The following is a 16744-nucleotide window of genomic DNA, read 5'->3' on the forward strand; positions in this document are numbered from 1 at the left end:
GAACGGCTATTCGTGATGAGGCGTGCCATATGCCATTCAAGAACGCAACACAGGCCGGTGAAGCGAGACCGTCTTGGGAGCCTCGGCGCGTGCGAGATCTGCCAGAAACTGCTCCATCAGCGGGGAATCACCAAACCGACGATAGTTGCGCTCTGTTTCGAGCGAGAAGTCGGGCTTTGCTTTGACCAAATTGGCCATGGTTGCCTTGGCCTTGTCCAGCTCTGAGCGACCAGCCTGCAACGCGGTTTGAATGAGCAGGCAGTTCGAATCCTGCGGCGCGCGGATCAGGCACTCTTGAATAACGCTCGCAGCTTCATCGCTACGACCAGCCGCATAAAGTGCCTGGCCATGGACATAAGCATAATATTCGGGAGCTATGGGATGAAGACGGCGGGCACGCTCGGCATTCCGTAATGCCCCATCGTAGTCACCAAAACGAACCTGGGCCTTTGCGAGCGCCATCATGCTGTCAGGATCGTTCGGATTGAGTTCCACCGATCGGTGTCCAGCTTGCAAAGCACCAGCGTAATCACCGCTTGCAGCCAAGCCGTAACTCAACACCTGATATCCCATCGCCAAATTTGGATCGAGTCGGATGGATTGACGCGCCTCACTCAAACCAATCTCAAGGTCTCTGTCTGTGGCGTGACCGCTGACGTTTTGTGTGACATCGAAAATATACGTCATACCGAGATTGGCGCGCGCCACGGCATAAGCCGGATCTAGTTCCAAAGCCCGTTGGAAAAGACCTCGGGCGGAAAGAAGCCCCTCGGCATCTTTTGAATCGTGCGTGAAGCGAGCACGTGCCTGAAGAACGAGATCGTAGGCCTGCAGATCTTTGGTTGGGCGTTTCATCGCCTCTGCTGCTTCAGACTTGCGTACAAAGGAGACAAGGTGGGCAACAATCTCGGATGTTAATTCGCTTTCGACCGTGAATATATCATCGATATGGCGGTCGTAGCTGCGCGACCAGAGGTGAGCTCCACTATAAACGTCAATAAGTTGAGCCGCGACGCGGAGTTTATCACCCACCCGCCGCACGCTACCTTCAACGACGTACGCCACACCCAATTTCTCGCCGACCTTGCGAATATCGGCTTCCTGGTTTCGCATTGCATAAGTGGAGTTGCGGGCAATCACCTGAAGCTCAGAGTTTCGGGCAAGTTCCGTCGTGATGTCTTCCGTAAGTCCGTCGGCAAAGTAGGCCTGTGTTGCCTCGCCGCTCATATTGTCGAAAGGCATAACAGCCACAGACGGCCGAGGGTCCGCCCGTTCGCCGCCGGCAAGCACCGAAAGCTCAGCCGGTATCCGGCCGATCATTGCCGCGAGAGGAAGCGGCTGGATTGCAATCCCGATGAGCACGAGGGAGGCGGCCCCAAGACAATAGCCAAGGCGAGCGCTGACGTGCGGGACAAGAGCCGCGTACCGGCTCCATTTGCTTCTCCGTCGTCCAGCGCGCGTGACCGCATAGACATCGAGTGGTTCAGGAAGGTTTTTGGCATACCGACGTCCAATGCGGAAAAACTCGTCGCCTCGACCCCGGTCAGCACTCAAGACCACCGCACCACTAACAAAGATACTGCCAGGATCTGCCATTGCCTCAAGGCGCGAAGCGACATTCACGCCATCGCCGTACATGTCACCATTGTCTTCGATGACGTCACCCAGATTGATGCCGATCCGAAATTCGAAGGGCCGCGTATCGAACCCGTTCTGAATCTCCACCGCCGCATTCAACGCTTCGTTGACGCTCGGGAATGTTGCGAGAAAGCCATCTCCAGAGTTTTTGAATGTTCGGCCGCCATGGTGCTGGACCGCTGGATCGATCACGTCGTCAAACACCGAACGCAATTCCGCATACGTCGTTGCTTCGTTTTCCGCCATGAGCCGACTGTAGCCGACAATGTCCCCGGCGAGAATCGCCGCCAGCTTGCGTTGCATCGCGGAACTTCCTGTTCGCATCTCTGTCACGTTCCACTGCCGATCGTTCTTCTGGGTGGAAGATCCACCATGGGCAGTGAGGAGCGATAGCAGAGAACGAACGGCTGGATTAGCCGTCGTTGCTCGCATGAAGTTATGAATGCGGTTTCTAAATAGGCGAACTTCCGCGCTGCAACCGATGTCTGCAGAACCTCTCCGAGGGAAGCTTAAGCTTCACTGATTGCATGCTGCGGCAGGCATCAAGAGGGTTGAGTCCAGCTGGTGCAAAGCAAGGCGGACAACCTTCGTCGACGATCGTTGGCTGTCGGGCATTTATGAACCTCATTTCTAACATCATGCAGATAGTACCGCCTAATGCTCGATGCTGAGGCGAGGTAACGTCCCCAACCAACCGCCGTCTCCAGTGCGATGCCATGTCCGGAGAAGATGAGGCGCGTCTTGGGTCTAAGGTCTTTAGCGCGGCCTGCCAGCAACGGCGCTGGCGCGCGCAACTCCACCGTCCTTTCAGGGCTTCGAAAGCCTGTATTCGGGAAGAACACGCATGACAAAAATTTTCGCCTCCGTTGTGATCTCCACCTTGATCCTTGTGTCGGCGACGGCTCCTGCCGCAGCGGAGGGAGATGTCGCCTTGGGACAAAAAGCGTTTCAGCGCTGTTCCGCCTGTCATTCGACCACGGACCAGAAAAAGGCTGGACCGGGGCTCGGTGGCGTTGTTGGGCGCGCAGCCGGCTCTGTGGAGGGCGTCCGCTATTCGGCGGCCATGAAGGCGTCGGGATTAGTATGGGACGAGGCGACGTTGGACCGGTTTCTAGCGGCGCCTCGCGAAGTTGTACCGACAACCACAATGACCGTGAGCGTGTCCAAGCCTGAGGATCGGCTAAATATCATCGCTTACCTGAAGTCCCTGTCGGAGTAGCGGCGAACCTCTTGGCTGAGCAAGCCGGCGATCGATGGGCACCCGACCCGGCTGATCATCGCTGACCGCGTATTGGGTTGACGTGTCAGCTCGTGCTTTTGCTTCGCATTCAGAAGCCGCCTTTCTAACGTCGTGCAGGTTTCGCCAACTAATTCGGCGGCGCCGGACGAGCTAACGTTACCGCGGAGCGCAGGCCTTTGGTCGCGGCGTCTTATCGTCCTGGAGGTTGCCGTCGGCACTCCCGTCGCCGTCGCTGTCCTTAGAGATCGCCAGTTCTAACGATTAGCTGAATGACCTCAGGCAGCGAGCACATCCATATGAAACATAGGAGAACCGACCAGCCATGATCACACTCGATATCAACGGCAATCAGTACGAGGTCGATGCCGAGCCGGAGACACCCATCCTTTGGGTCCTGCGCGACACGCTCGGCATGACCGGCACCAAGTTCGGTTGCGGCGCCGCGCTTTGCGGCGCGTGCACGATACATCTGGATGGTGAGGCCGTCCGTTCCTGCAGCACCCCTCTCTCCGCTGCCGAGGGCCTGAAAATCACCACCATAGAAAAAGCGACCGACGGCAGCGACCGCGTCGGCACCGCGGTGCACGCGGCTTGGGTAAAGCACGATGTGGCGCAGTGCGGTTATTGTCAGAGCGGTCAGATCATGAGCGCCACGGCGTTCCTGGCATCCCTGCCCACCGGCTCGCAGCCGACCGCCTCGGAGATAGATACGGCAATGGAAGGCAATATTTGTCGTTGCGGAACTTATACCCGTATCCGCGCCGCCATAGCCGATGCTGCCAGCAATCTTGTCTGAAGGAGACGCCATATGTTGCCGAACATAGATTATAGCGAATTGCCGCGTGCGCTGCAGCACATGCTGGAACGAGGCCGTTCGACACCGGTCCAGGCGTTGCCACGCCGCAGCTTTCTAAAGCTGACGGGGACCCTCGGTTTGGCTGTCGGCATTTTCCCCCATCTGGCCGCCGCCCAGTCCACCGACGCGGGTGAGGCTCCCACCGCTCTGAAGCCGACCGAGCAGCCTTCTGCATTTGTTCAAATTGCGCCAAATGGCGAGGTTATGGTCACAATCAACCGGCTGGAGTTCGGTCAAGGCGTCCAAACGGCATTGCCCATGATCCTTGCCGAAGAACTCGACGCGGACTGGAATTTAGTACGCAGCCAGCTCGGCACCAATGACATGGCCTACGTTGATCCGCTCTTCGGCATGCACCTTACCGGGGGTTCGAACACCATCAAGAACAGCTTTACGCAGTATCGCGAGCTGGGTGCCCGCGTCCGCGCCATGCTACTTGCGGCCGCAGCGGACCGCTGGAACGTGGATGTTTCCGCGCTGCGAACCGAGGCCGGTGTGGTTCTGGCTCCGGATGGCCGCAAGCTCGGTTATGGAGAACTTTCCGAAGCGGCCATGGCCCTGCCCGTGCCTCAGAAAATAGCGTTGAAGGACCCGAAGGATTTCCGCATCATCGGCCAACCCACCCAGCGTCTGGACGCACAAGCCAAGAGCAGTGGCCAACAGAGTTTTGGCATCGACTTCAAGCTGCCGGGACAATTGACGGCCGTGGTGGCTCGCCCTCCGGTTTTCGGAGCCAAGATAGCCTCCCTGGACGACAGCGCAGCACGTTCAGTAAAGGGCGTTAAAGCTGTTTTGCGTGTACCGCTGGATCGCGGTGCAGAGGGTGTGGCCGTGGTGGCCGACGGATATTGGCAGGCGTCTCAGGGCCGTGATGCCCTTAAGGTGGAGTGGGACACATCGGCTGTCGAAAAGGTCGATAGTGAAAAGCAACTTGCCCAGTTTCGCGAGATCGCCAATCACCCCGGCCCGCGCCAGTTCGATGCCGACATGGCGCCATTGGAAACCGCACCCTTGAGTCTGGAAGCTGAGTTCGTGTTCCCGTATCTCGCCCACGCGGCGATGGAACCGCTGAACTGCACGGTTCGGCTTTCCGACGATCGTGCCGAGATCTGGATGGGAAGCCAAAGTGCAGGGCTCGATGCCGGTGTTGCAGCAAACGTGCTCGGCCTCAAGCCGGAACAGGTCGTGGTGAACGTGCAAACATCGGGTGGTGGCTTCGGCCGGCGCTTTTCCAGCAGCAGCGACACAGCAATGGAGGCCTGCCAGGTAGTCAAAGCCGCCAGAGCGGCGGGGCTGAACGCGCCAGTGCGCATGCTCTGGAGCCGCGAGGACGATATGAGGGGCGGCTACTACCGTCCAACGCACCTTCACCGCGCTCGCATCGGCTTCGACAAAGAGGGCAATGTGCTGGCCTGGGACCACACCATCGTCGGCCAGTCCATACTGACGGGAACCGTGTTCGAGAAGTTCCAGGTGAAGGACGGCATCGATGCCGCCACGACTGAGGGGATGCGGAGCCCCTATCCGCTTCCCATGCGCCTGACAGTACATCATCCTGTTGCCAACGTGCCGGTTCTGTGGTGGCGCAGCGTTGGCTCCACCCATACGGCTTTCGTGATGGAGACCTTGCTTGATGATATAGCGCGAGCCACCGACCAAGACCCGGTCGCATATCGCATGAAGATGTTTGGCAACGAGCATCCTCGTCATCGCGATGCACTGCAGCTCGCCGTAGACAAGAGCGGTTACGGCAGTAGGACATTGGCAGAAGGCAGGGCCTGGGGTGTGGCCGTGCACGAATCCTTTTCATCCGTGGTGGCCTACGTGGTGGAAGCCTCTGTCATCGATGGACAGCCCAAGCTGCATCGGGTCACGGCGGGGGTGCACTGCAATCTGGCCGTCAACCCTCGGACCGTGGATGCGCAGGTCCAGGGCGCGGCGATCATGGGCTTATCGACGTGCCTTGCCGGCTCGGAAATCACGCTCAAGGACGGTGTTGTGGAGCAAAGCAACTTCAGCGAATTCACGGTGGCAAGGATCACGGATGTGCCGGAGTTCGACGTCAGTATCGTACCAAGCGCGGATGCACCGACAGGCATGGGCGAACCCGGCCTGCCGCCTTTGGCGCCGGCATTTGCCAATGCCATCTCGCGTTTGACGGGCAAGCCAGTCCGACAGATGCCTTTCAACCTCGCTTAGAACCTGGCTCGGACGAGAGCCTGGCCCGGTCCGGTGTGCCGCTGAATGCAGCGGGCCGCACAGGGCCGCGATGTTCCTGTCGGGTGGCGTCTTGACAATAATGGAGCTAAGACTTCGCGGTCAGCGATGACCGCGCGGATCACCAGTAGTCAGGACAGGCGGGACCTCACATCTATCGGGCAACCGCGCGACTGAGGTCAATCCGCCAATCCAACGCAACCATCTTCCGGACAGGCCTGGCAGGAGCGTCAGCCTTTGAAACGAAGCGCCTCGACGAGGAGCGCAAACGCGGCCGTATGCTGACGTCTGCTTGGGTAATAAAGGTGATAGCCAGGGAACGGCTGACACCAATCGTCGAGGACTCGGATCAGTCGCCCGTCTGCAATGTATTGTGAAACTTGACTTTCGAAGGTGTAGGCAAGCCCGAGCCCATCTAAAGCAGCGGCTTCCAGCATCAAACTATCGTTGATGATAAGCGGCCCGTTCATTCTGACCACTAGCTCTTCGCCGTCGCGCTCGAACTCCCAGGCATACAATCCACCTCCTGTGGTTTGCCGGTAGCTTATACCCCGGTGGTCGCCGAGATCGCGGGGCGTCATCGGGATTGTGCGGTTCTGGAAGTAGGACGGCGATCCGACGACTGCCATGCGAAGGTCAGGGCCGATCCTGACGGCAACCATGTCTTTTTGAACCTGTTCTCCAATGCGAATACCGGCATCGAACCGGCCGGCCACGATATCCGTCAGGCCCTCGTCAAGAATGACCTCCATTTCAATATCCGGGTATTCCGCCAAGAACGTTGTCATGACAGGCCAAAGCACGCTCATGGCGGCATATCGGAACGTCGTGATGCGGATGGTGCCGGCAGGCTTGTCACGAAGTGCGGTGACGGCTGCGATCTCGCTTTCAATGTGTTCGAAGGCAGGGCGGAGGCTCCGAAGCATACGCTCTCCCGCATCGGTCAGCGATAGGCTTCGTGTGGTGCGTGAGATCAGCCGCACCCCTAGCCTCTGCTCCAACATCCTGACTGAGTAGCTGACGGCAGACTGGGAAAGCCCCAGTTTGGCGGAGGCGCGCGTAAAGCTTCCGGCCTCGGCGACGGCGATGAAGGCTGCAAGCTCGCTGAAATCACCGTGCCTCATTTATCTCTCTCATTTCTAACTTCATGCAGATTATACCAACTAATCATCGTTTGTCTTCATTGCTACTTGTCATTTCACAAACCGCTTAAACGGCATGCAAGAGAGACCGCTGATGATGGAAGCCACCCCCGCACTATTTGAACCCTTCGTTTTCGCCAATGGGATCACGCTTCGAAACAGGGTCGTCATGGCCCCGATGACGACGTGGTCAGCGAATGACGACGGAACAATTTCGGATGAGGAAGTGTCCTACTATCGACGCAGGGTGAACGGCGTTGGCCTCGTTCTAACGGGCTGCACGCATGTCTCAGCCAACGGCATCGGGTTCACGGGCGAATTCGCTTCTTATGATGACAGCTTCACCCCAAGCCTCCGGCGTCTGGCCGAGGCGGCCAAAAGCGGCGGTGCGCCAGCGATTCTTCAAATTTTTCATGCCGGCAGCAAGGCGGTGCCGGCGCTTATTCCGGACGGAGACATTGTTAGCGCCAGTTCGCTTCAAGTTTCACCCGGTCCTTTCAATCCAGGCGGCGGCACGACGCGCGCACTGAGCCACGACGAAATCCTTGATGTGATTTCTGCTTTCGGCGAAGCAACCCGCCGCGCTATCGAAGCCGGCTTCGATGGGGTCGAGCTGCATGCGGCCCACGGCTTCCTGATCCAGAACTTTTACTCGCCGCTCTACAATCATCGCGACGACGAATGGGGAGGCACGCCGGAAAACCGGATGCGGTTTCCGCTCGCCGTGGTCCGCAACGTGAGGCGGGTGATAGGCACACACGCGACGCGTCCGTTTCTTCTGGGATACCGGGTCTCGCCCGAAGAACCTGAAGAGGGCGGCCTTCGTATTGAAGACACCTACGAACTCATCGAGCATCTGATCGACGGCGGCGTGGACTACATCCATGCTTCGCTGACGAGCGTACTCGAAGCCCAACCACTCGAAGCCATCGCCGATCGTCCTATCGCTGAACTGATCGCCGCCAGGGTAGCGGGGCGCGTTCCGGTTATCGCCGCTGGCCAGATCAAGTCACCCCAACAGGCGGAAAGCGCCCTTCATATGGGCCTTTCGCTTGTGGCTGTAGGCCAAGGGCTGGTGATAAACCCGGAGTGGGTCGAACTTTCACGCAGTGGCAATGAGAGGCTGATCGAGAACGAGATCAGGACCACGACAATCCCGAAAATTGCCCTTCCGGCCAAACTTTGGGGCGTCATCGAGGCGGCCACCGGCTGGTTCAACATCAACGATGATCACGAAGCGCAGCGGCAGAAAGCCACCGCATAGAGCATCGGCACACAATCTAGCATGAAGGAAAATTCGATGAGTAAGGTTTGGATGATCACAGGAGCCGGGCGCGGCATGGGCCTGGACTTCGCAAAGGCGGTTCTGGCTGCTGGCGACAAACTCGTTGCAACCGGCCGCAATCCGGAGCGCGTTGCCAAGGCGATCGGCCAGTCGGAAAATCTGCTCGTCGTCACGCTGGATGTAACCAGACCGGCCGACGCCGACTCTGCCGTCAAGGCCGCACTCGAACGCTTTGGTCGCATCGACATATTGGTCAACAATGCCGCGAACTTCTACTCAGGCTATTTTGAGGAGCTGACGCCGGCTCAGATCGACCTGCAACTGGCCAGTAGTCTCCTCGGCCCCATGAGCGTCACCCGCGCTGTCCTGCCGGTGATGCGCCAGCAGGGATCCGGCAAGATCATCTCGATCTCATCGACGGCCAGCCTGCTGGGCTTTGAGTTCTGCAGCGCTTACTCTGCCGCGAAGTTTGCCCTCGACGGCTGGATGGAATCGCTGCAGCCCGAAGTGGCGCCGTTTGGTATCGAAACGATGATCGTCAACCCGGGCTTCTTCCGAACGGAATTGCTGACTGATGAATCAACCCAATATGCTCCGTCGTCTGTCAGCGACTACGACGAAAGACGCGCCCAACACCTGGCATTCTGGAAATCCGCCAACGGCCAGCAGAGCGGCGATCCCGCAAAACTCGCCCAAGCGCTGATCACCCTGGTCAACCAACCGGAGCTGCCCCGCCGGTTCATCGCCGGAGCTGATGCTGTTGGCATGGTGGAACAGAAAATCGCGCTGCTGCAGCAACAGATCGATGCCTACCGGGACCTTTCAAGTTCGCTTGCCTTTGACGTGAAATCCCAAGCCTGAAACGACGCGTCGCTGAAGCTCAGTAATTCTTCATGGCAAGATGCGGCATGCCACCGTCAAGAAATTCCGCGCCATAGGCAACGAAGCCGAAACGCTCGTAAAGCGGCAGCTTGTCCGCCTGCGCTGTGAGATAGAAGCGGTTGCCGCGCGCGTCGCGATGCAGTTCCATCGCGCGCCCGATCATATCAGCCGCAATGCCCCGGCCGCGCCATTGGCCGGCAACCGCAACCCGACCGATCTTCATATGTTCTTCGGCGTAAATGACTCGCAGCGTGCCGGAGACCTCGCCCGCCGTGACGGCGACGAGATGATGGGCGCTGAGATCGTCGGCATCGAATTCCTCGGCTTCGGGAACCTTCTGCTCATGCACGAAAACGGCGCGCCGCAGCCTGAACGCCTCATTGCAGAGCGTACTGAAAACCGGAACGCTGAGGATTACCGTTTCCACCATCATCCTTGCCTCGCTGAGGGATACGACCCAAAGCCCTCCGCCAGGATAGGCGAAGGGTTACCGCATAATTCCTTAAATGGGAATCGATTTTAAGGATAAAATTATGCAGTAATTCAAAGCATTACAGCGCGGTGCTGCAGCGACAAAATCAGCCGGGCTTTTTCTTCGAAAACTTGCCCTTCGGCCCGGCGCCGCCTTTGCCGTCATATTTGGCGCCTTCGAATTTCGGCTTGTCGAATTTCGGTTTGTCGGATCTCGGGGCATCGAAGCCAGGCTTGCCCGGTTTCTTGCTCCAAGGCTTGCTATCCTGTCTCTCCTGGCCTGCATTGTCGGCTGCGGCGTATCCGCCGCCCGGACCCTTGCCGAACTTGTTCTTCGGCCGCTCGCCGCGGAACGTATCGTCCGGCCGCTCGTCACGGGATGGCTTGCCGGCATAAGGCTTCGGCGACGGCGCCCGGCTGAAATCCGGCGTGCCGGAAAGCCTGGTCACACGGATGCCGCGTTCGAGCGCCTTGTTCGGTCCAATCGCCGCCTGGAAGCTTTCGGCACTCGCCGCGGCGATCTCCACGAAGGTTTCCTCAGGCTGCATCTTGATCGCGCCGATCTCGCGCTTCGTCACATTGCCGTTGCGGCAGAGCATCGGGATCAGCCAGCGCGGCTCGGCATTCTGCTTGCGCCCAACCGAGACAGAGAACCAGACGCTGGCGCCGAAATCCTCGCGCGGTCCCCTCTGCGCCGGCTCGTAGGGCTCGGCATTGTCGCGGCGCTTGCGGCTGCGCTCGTCCTGCACGGTAACTTCGATGAGATCTTCCGGCGCCGAATGATTGGTGCGGTAAAGACGTAGGAAGGCGGCGGCAAGCTTTTCGGCGCCGTGGCTGGCGAGAAGCTGCTGTACCAGCCCCTGCTCTTCCTCCTGCGGCGTTTCGTTGAAGATCGGATCGGCGAGCAGCCGCTCGTCGTCGCGCTCGCTTACCTCCTCGGCCGAGGGCGGTCGCGCCCAGGCAGCCGAAATACCGGCATTCTCGAGCAGGCGCTCTGCCTTGCGCCGTGCATTCAGCGGCACAATCATGGCGCTGATGCCCTTGCGTCCGGCCCTGCCGGTACGGCCGCTGCGGTGCAGCAGCGTTTCCGGATTGGTCGGCAGGTCGGCATGGATGACGAGATCGAGGCCGGGCAGGTCGATGCCGCGGGCGGCAACGTCGGTCGCGATGCAGACCCGGGCGCGCCCGTCGCGCATCGCCTGCAGCGCATGGCTGCGTTCATTCTGCGTCAGCTCGCCGGACAGCGCCACCACGGCGAAATTGCGGTTGTTGAAGCGCGCGGTCAGATGATTGACGGCAGCGCGCGTCGAGCAAAAGACGATGGCGTTGGTCGCCTCATAATAGCGCAGCACGTTGATGATCGCATTCTCGCGGTCACTCGGGGCCACCATGAGCGCGCGATATTCAATGTCGATATGCTGCTTTTCCTCGGCCGCGGTGCTGATGCGCACTGCATCGCGCTGGTAGCTCTTGGCGAGCTTAGCGATCGCAGCCGGCACCGTTGCCGAAAACATCAGCGTCCGGCGTTCGTCCGGTGCCGCATCCAGGATGAATTCGAGATCCTCGCGGAAGCCGAGATCGAGCATCTCGTCGGCCTCGTCGAGCACGGCAGCCTTCAGTTCCGACATGTCGAGAGCCCTGCGGCGGATATGGTCGCAGAGGCGGCCAGGCGTGCCGACGACGATATGGGCGCCGCGTTCGAGCGAGCGGCGCTCGCTGCGGATGTCCATGCCGCCGACGCAGCTGACGATCACCGCGCCAGTCATCTCAAAAAGCCATTCGAGCTCACGCTTGACCTGCAGGGCAAGTTCGCGCGTCGGGGCGATAACGATGGCGAGCGGCGCGCCGGCATTGCCGAAGCGCTCCCTGCCTTCGAGCAGCGTCGGCGCCAGCGCCAAGCCGAAGGCGACGGTCTTGCCGGAACCGGTCTGGGCCGAGACCAGCGCGTCGGAAGCGGCAAGCGCCGGATCGAGCATCGCCTTCTGCACCGGGGTGAGTTCGGCGTAACCGCGCTTCTGCAACGCCTTGGCGATCGCCGGGACGACGCCGTTAAATTCTGTCATGGATTCGATCTTTCGGAGCTGTCAGGCGCGTTGCTGCGCCATGGCCGGAGCCAGCCGGCGGGGTATTTGCGCCGTTCCTAGCCGCTCCCGCGGCGATTGTCAAAGCGTACGGCTACGCCACAGCCAGACGTCGATGCGGCTTGCCCGGCCGCGCAGCGCCGTTTCCAACGGTCCCTCCATGCGGCCGGACTGCGTGAGCACGCTATCGGGGCCGGCAGCGCGGACGATTTCGGCGCTCAGCGCCAGTTCGACGCCATGGCGGGCGGCCACCTCCATCAGCCGGCTGCCGACATTGATGGTGTCTCCCGCCGCCGTGATCTGCTGCCGGTCGCCGGTGCCCAATCGCGAGGCGACGATCGGGCCGCAATGGGCGCCGACCTTGAAGCCGATCTTCTTCGGGGCAAAGCCGGCATGGGCTTGAAGCCAGGCCCGTGTGCGCTCGCACAGGCTGACCGCGCAGGCAGCGGCGCGGGCGCCATCGTCATTGGCCGGCTCCGGCAAGCCGAACAAGATCATCGCGCCGTCGCCCATGAAGCTGGTGATGGCGCCGCCGTGGGCGCGCGCCTCTTCGTCGATCAGTTCGAAGAAGCCGCTCAGCATCTCGCTGACCGCCACTGGCCCGACATTTTCGCTGAGGCCGGTGAAACCCGAGAGGTCGATGAAGATGACGGCGGCGTTCTGGCGCACCGGCGCGGCAAGGAAATTCGGATCGCGCGCCAGCCACTCGCCGAGGCCGGGCGCCTCGATGCGCTGCAGGAGCGCGCTCTGCTCGGCGAAATGGCGGGCGCGGCCGCGGTCGAGCCAGAGTTCGGCCGCCGCGAAGATCAGCGCCGGCGGCAGCGCTGCGGCGATCGGCAGCGCCGCACTCAGCCAGTAGCCATGCGCAAAGGCCGACAGGTTGATCATCGCCCAGACGATCAGCGTCAGCACGATGATGATGTAGCCTGCCGTACTGCGGCGCCAGGCAATCAGCGAAACGAGCACGAGCGTCAGACCGACAGCAATGCCGGCATCGATCAGCCTTATCCTATGGTCGCGTACCATGCCGTCGCCGGTGACGAGATGGGTGATCGCGGTCGACATTACCTCGACACCAGGCATGACGGGATCGAACGGCGTCGGGAAGACGTCGCCGCCGCCAGTCACCGTCGAACCGATGACGACGATGCGACCAGTGACCGCATCCGCCGAAAGCTTGCCATCCAGCGCATCGGCGGCGCTGAAGGTGGCGATGCTGCCATGCCCGCCATAAAAGGTCACCGGCAGGCGCTGGCCGATATCGGTGGGAACACGCAGCTTTCCGAGCATGATGGCATCGGGTTCGATGGTGGGATCGACGCCGAGCGCCACCGACGCGACACGCAGCGGAAAAGCCGGATCCAGCCGGTCTGCGGAACGCGAGATCAGCGGAATGAAGCGCGGCGTGCCGGTCTGGTCGGTTGCGACATTGACGATGCCGACCGCAGCTGCCTCGGCAAAGCGCGGAAGCGGCAAGAGAAGCTGGTTTGCCTCAGGGATGGCGGCAAGCGGATCACCGGCCGCATCCGTGACCCGCTGGCTGCTTTGCGCGAAAGTGGCCGCAGCCGCAATCACGCTCGGCCCCCCGCGGAGGGCAGCAGTCAGCGCCGCGTCGCCCGCCTCCGGCCCCGGATCGACGAGCAGAATGTCGATCGCCAAAGCCTTCGGCTTCAGCGCGGTGATCGCGCCGGCGAGGCGCGCAAGTGTCGCCCGATCGAGCGGATAGCCGTGGGCTGCCGCGGTGCGGTCGTCGATCGCAACGATCGAGACGACGGGAGGCGGTGTTTTCGCCCCGACGATGACGCTGCGGATATCGGCAAGCGAGGCCTCTATCCGGTCGAGAAAGCCGCTTCCGGCATTGAGATGGGTATAACCGAGAGCAGCCGCCCAAAGACCGGCGAGCAGCAGTGCGATCACGGTCAACAGACGATGGTTCATGGGATTTACTGGCCGAGGCGGGCAAGCAGGGCGGCGGCACGCGGCGCCGGCCAGCGGCGCACGACAAGGGGTTCGGTTCCGCCGGTAACATCGACGCCCTCGCCCGGCGACAGCACCACCGCCTCGCCTGCCGGCCGGCGGACTGCGACGCTGCCTCTGACGACCAGCACCGAGGTCTTGCCGCCTGCGACATCGACAGCCCATTGGGTGCCGCGCACGGCAGCGATCGCCTGCGGCGTCACGACCTGGAAACCACCCGCGTGCTGAGTGCTGTCGACATCGACGAGGATGGCCTTGCGCCGCAGCGACGCCGAATCAGGGCTGCCGTCGCGGTTGCGATCGACGAGACTGTAGGCGGCTCCGGCCTCCGCCGTCACCGTGACGCCACCTGGACAACTGAGCACCTGGCGGGCGCCGGCATCACGCGATACCGTGCAGCCGGCAGACTGCGCAAAGGCCGCCCCATGCGGAATGAGGCCGACAGCGAGTGCGGCGGCAAAAAGGCTGCGAAGCGTCGTATTCATGGAAAGTCCCCTTGACCGTGCGGAACAGCTCTTTTGGAAAGCACCCGCCAACCGTCTTCTTCCATGTGAGGGATGATAGACGAATTCAAATATTTCCCTAGTCAAAAAAAGCAAACCGGCGCAATCGCCGGCGGAATTCTTACGTTCTACTATCCGTTTCAAGCACCGGTCCGGCATAACGCGCCCGCGGCCGGATCAATTCGCCGCTGTCGATCTGCTCCATCGCATGCGCAAGCCAGCCGGCGGAACGGGCAAGCGAGAAAATGATGATTGGCGCCTCCCGTGGGAGATCGAAGGCGGCGGCCATTGCGGCAAGCGCGAAATCGACGTTGACCTTCTCGCCGACCATCTCCTCGCCGGTTTCCCGGATCTCGGCAAACTGCGGCGGCAAGGCAAAGTGCAAAAGCAGCGCCAGAGCCCTGACATCGCCGTCGGGATAGAGCGGATGACCGAAGGCCGACAGGCGATTGCCCTGGGCGAGCGTGCGGCGGATCGCCTGCTCCGCCCCGAGGGCGGAAGCGGTCTCGATCAAGGCGTCGACACCCTGCCAGGCGGCGCCGTGCAACGGCCCTGTCAGCGTCGCCAGACCGGACAGCACGACGGCCGAAAGGGCTGCACCCGCCGATGCCGTGACCCGCGCCGCAAAGGTCGAAGCGTTGAGTTCGTGATCGGCAAGCAGCACCAGCGCGCGACGCAGGCAATCGGCAGCATCCGGCCGCTGCCAGCTTGCCGCAAGCCGCAAATGCAGCGGCTGGTCGAAAGGTCCTGGCGCCAGCGCATCGGCGACGGTACGGAGAACGCCACTTGCTTCGCGGCGAAGTGCTGCCTGCGAGCGGCCGAGCGATGGCAGATCCGATGTCACCCGCCCTGCCAGCGCCAGGAACGCCGCCTGAAGCGACGGAGAAGCATGTCCGGTCGCTCTGCCGGAGGAGAGTGTTTCCGCGCCGTTCCAGAGCAGCGCCGCCGTCTGCTCCAGCGTCGCGACTTCTGCGAAACCGGCGGCATCCTTTCCGCGGTAGAAAAGCCGTCCGCCGATGATAGTGGAAATTGCCGAGGACAGAACTGGATCGCCCCAGCGGATCGCCTCGGCGGCGACGGTTTCGGTCTTGCGGCGCCCGGCATGGCGTTCGGCAAGCCGCTGTACGTCGGCAGCCTGGTAGAGGCTGCGGCGCGGGTCGGTGGGATCGGGCCTGGCGCGGATGCGCCCGCGGCTGACATTGGCGTAAAGCGTCTGCGGCTTGGTCTTCAGCGCCTGCAGCGCCTCCTCGGCGGTCAGCCACGACATCGGAACCTCATGTTGATCAATTGCATCAAGATTGACGTCAATGAGACTAGGTCGGATCATCCGTGCCGTAAAGGAGAAAACAACATGAAAAATGGCTTGGAAGACGTCATTGCCGCCGAAACGCAGCTCTCGGATGTCGATGGCGAAGCGGGGCGACTGATCATCCGCGGCGTATCGCTGGATCATCTGGTCGCAGACGGCACTTATGAAGGCGTCGCTGCCCTGTTGCTGGACGGGTTGATGGAGCGAAGCTTCAATGAAGCGGAATTGCGCGACTGGCTGGCGCAAGCGCGAGCTGGGGTGTTCGACCACATCAAGGCCGCCGATGCCGCCCTGCTCGCCTTGCCTCCTGTTGATGCGATGCGGGCGCTGATCGCCCGGCTGCCAGACGGCGAGGATTTCGATACCGCGCTCAGCCTTCTGGCCGCACCCGCGGTCTTTCTGCCGGCGGTTTTGCGCCTGCAACGCGGCAAAAAGCCGATCGCGCCCGACGCCTCGCTGCCGCAGGCCGCCGATATCCTGCGCATGCTGACCGGAAAATTGCCGACCAGGGAGCAGACGGCGGCACTCGACGCCTATCTCGTGACGATATCAGACCATGGCCTCAATGCCTCGACCTTCGCATCACGCGTCATCGCCTCGACGCAGGCTGGCCTCACCTCTTCGGTGCTGGCGGCGCTCAGCGCCCTGAAGGGGCCGCTGCATGGCGGCGCGCCCGGTCCCGTGCTCGACATGCTGGATGCGATCGGCACGGCCGAGAATGCTTACCCGTGGCTCGGCGAAGCGCTTGATCGCGGCGAAAGGCTGATGGGCTTCGGCCACCGCATCTATCGCGTCCGCGATCCGCGCGCCGATGCGCTGAAGGGCGCCCTGAGGCCGCTGATATCAACCGGACAGGTCAACAGCGCCCGCGGCGCGCTGGCGGAAGCCGTGGAGGCTGCTGCATTGGCGATCCTGAAGGTACGCAAGCCGAACCGGCCGCTCGACGTCAATGTCGAATTTTATACCGCGCTGCTGCTCGAAACGCTGGGCTTTCCGCGTGAGGCCTTCACCGGCGTCTTCGCGATCGGCCGCACCGTCGGATGGCTGGCCCATGCGCGTGAACAGGCGCTCGACGGCCGGCTGATCCGTCCACGTTCGGTCTATATCGGGCCGCTGCCGGCCGCTGCCTAAAAGTTGAATTCG

Annotated in this window: 13 protein-coding genes; 6 read left to right on the forward strand and 7 right to left on the reverse strand. The window is 61.5% G+C overall.

Features of this window, described 5'->3' with window-relative positions; translation table 11 throughout:
* Positions 1–36: 36 nt before the first annotated feature.
* Positions 37–1941 carry an adenylate/guanylate cyclase domain-containing protein gene (locus ELH03_RS09975; RefSeq protein ID WP_128405227.1) on the reverse strand — a complete coding sequence of 635 codons (1905 nt, stop codon included), beginning with the start codon at positions 1939–1941 and terminating at the stop codon, positions 37–39.
* A gap of 541 nt (positions 1942–2482) precedes the next feature.
* Here ELH03_RS09975 and ELH03_RS09980 point away from each other — a divergent pair.
* The 3 genes from ELH03_RS09980 to ELH03_RS09990 all read left to right on the forward strand — a co-directional run bounded on the left by ELH03_RS09980 (position 2483) and on the right by ELH03_RS09990 (position 5933).
* A complete protein-coding gene (locus ELH03_RS09980; protein ID WP_017994119.1) occupies positions 2483–2857 on the forward strand; it encodes a c-type cytochrome in 375 nt (124 codons plus the stop codon).
* A gap of 343 nt (positions 2858–3200) precedes the next feature.
* A complete protein-coding gene (locus ELH03_RS09985; protein ID WP_130658900.1) occupies positions 3201–3674 on the forward strand; it encodes a (2Fe-2S)-binding protein in 474 nt (157 codons plus the stop codon).
* Between the two features lie 12 nt (positions 3675–3686).
* On the forward strand, positions 3687–5933 hold the full coding sequence (locus ELH03_RS09990) for a xanthine dehydrogenase family protein molybdopterin-binding subunit (RefSeq protein WP_130658901.1): 2247 nt from the start codon (positions 3687–3689) through the stop codon (positions 5931–5933).
* A gap of 248 nt (positions 5934–6181) precedes the next feature.
* Here ELH03_RS09990 and ELH03_RS09995 read toward each other — a convergent pair whose 3' ends face one another.
* Positions 6182–7075: a LysR family transcriptional regulator gene (locus ELH03_RS09995; protein ID WP_018072151.1), complete on the reverse strand. Its 894-nt coding sequence runs from the start codon at positions 7073–7075 to the stop codon at positions 6182–6184.
* A gap of 109 nt (positions 7076–7184) precedes the next feature.
* Between ELH03_RS09995 and ELH03_RS10000 the strand changes: the two genes are divergently transcribed.
* Both ELH03_RS10000 and ELH03_RS10005 read left to right on the forward strand, forming a co-directional pair.
* Complete coding sequence (locus ELH03_RS10000) at positions 7185–8357, forward strand: NADH-dependent flavin oxidoreductase (RefSeq protein WP_128410051.1); 1173 nt, start codon at positions 7185–7187, stop codon at positions 8355–8357.
* 36 nt (positions 8358–8393) lie between these two features.
* On the forward strand, positions 8394–9239 hold the full coding sequence (locus ELH03_RS10005; RefSeq protein WP_018072153.1) for an SDR family oxidoreductase: 846 nt from the start codon (positions 8394–8396) through the stop codon (positions 9237–9239).
* Between the two features lie 19 nt (positions 9240–9258).
* Here the strand turns inward: ELH03_RS10005 and ELH03_RS10010 are convergent, their stop codons facing one another.
* The 5 genes from ELH03_RS10010 to ELH03_RS10030 all read right to left on the reverse strand — a co-directional run bounded on the left by ELH03_RS10010 (position 9259) and on the right by ELH03_RS10030 (position 15559).
* Positions 9259–9693: a GNAT family N-acetyltransferase gene (locus tag ELH03_RS10010; protein WP_130658902.1), complete on the reverse strand. Its 435-nt coding sequence runs from the start codon at positions 9691–9693 to the stop codon at positions 9259–9261.
* 145 nt (positions 9694–9838) lie between these two features.
* Complete coding sequence (locus ELH03_RS10015; protein WP_024322656.1) at positions 9839–11794, reverse strand: DEAD/DEAH box helicase; 1956 nt, start codon at positions 11792–11794, stop codon at positions 9839–9841.
* A 99-nt stretch (positions 11795–11893) separates the two neighbouring features.
* On the reverse strand, positions 11894–13750 hold the full coding sequence (locus ELH03_RS10020) for a CHASE2 domain-containing protein (RefSeq protein WP_128405471.1): 1857 nt from the start codon (positions 13748–13750) through the stop codon (positions 11894–11896).
* A 5-nt stretch (positions 13751–13755) separates the two neighbouring features.
* A complete protein-coding gene (locus ELH03_RS10025; protein WP_128405472.1) occupies positions 13756–14274 on the reverse strand; it encodes a FecR domain-containing protein in 519 nt (172 codons plus the stop codon).
* Between the two features lie 139 nt (positions 14275–14413).
* Positions 14414–15559 carry a citrate synthase gene (locus tag ELH03_RS10030; protein ID WP_128405473.1) on the reverse strand — a complete coding sequence of 382 codons (1146 nt, stop codon included), beginning with the start codon at positions 15557–15559 and terminating at the stop codon, positions 14414–14416.
* Between the two features lie 84 nt (positions 15560–15643).
* Between ELH03_RS10030 and ELH03_RS10035 the strand changes: the two genes are divergently transcribed.
* Positions 15644–16732, forward strand: coding sequence for a citrate synthase/methylcitrate synthase (locus ELH03_RS10035; protein ID WP_128410030.1), 1089 nt, complete (start codon positions 15644–15646; stop codon positions 16730–16732).
* Positions 16733–16744 lie beyond the last annotated feature (12 nt).

The sequence above is a fragment of the Rhizobium beringeri genome (genome assembly GCF_004306515.1).
GTDB classification, from domain to species: Bacteria; Pseudomonadota; Alphaproteobacteria; order Rhizobiales; family Rhizobiaceae; genus Rhizobium; species Rhizobium beringeri.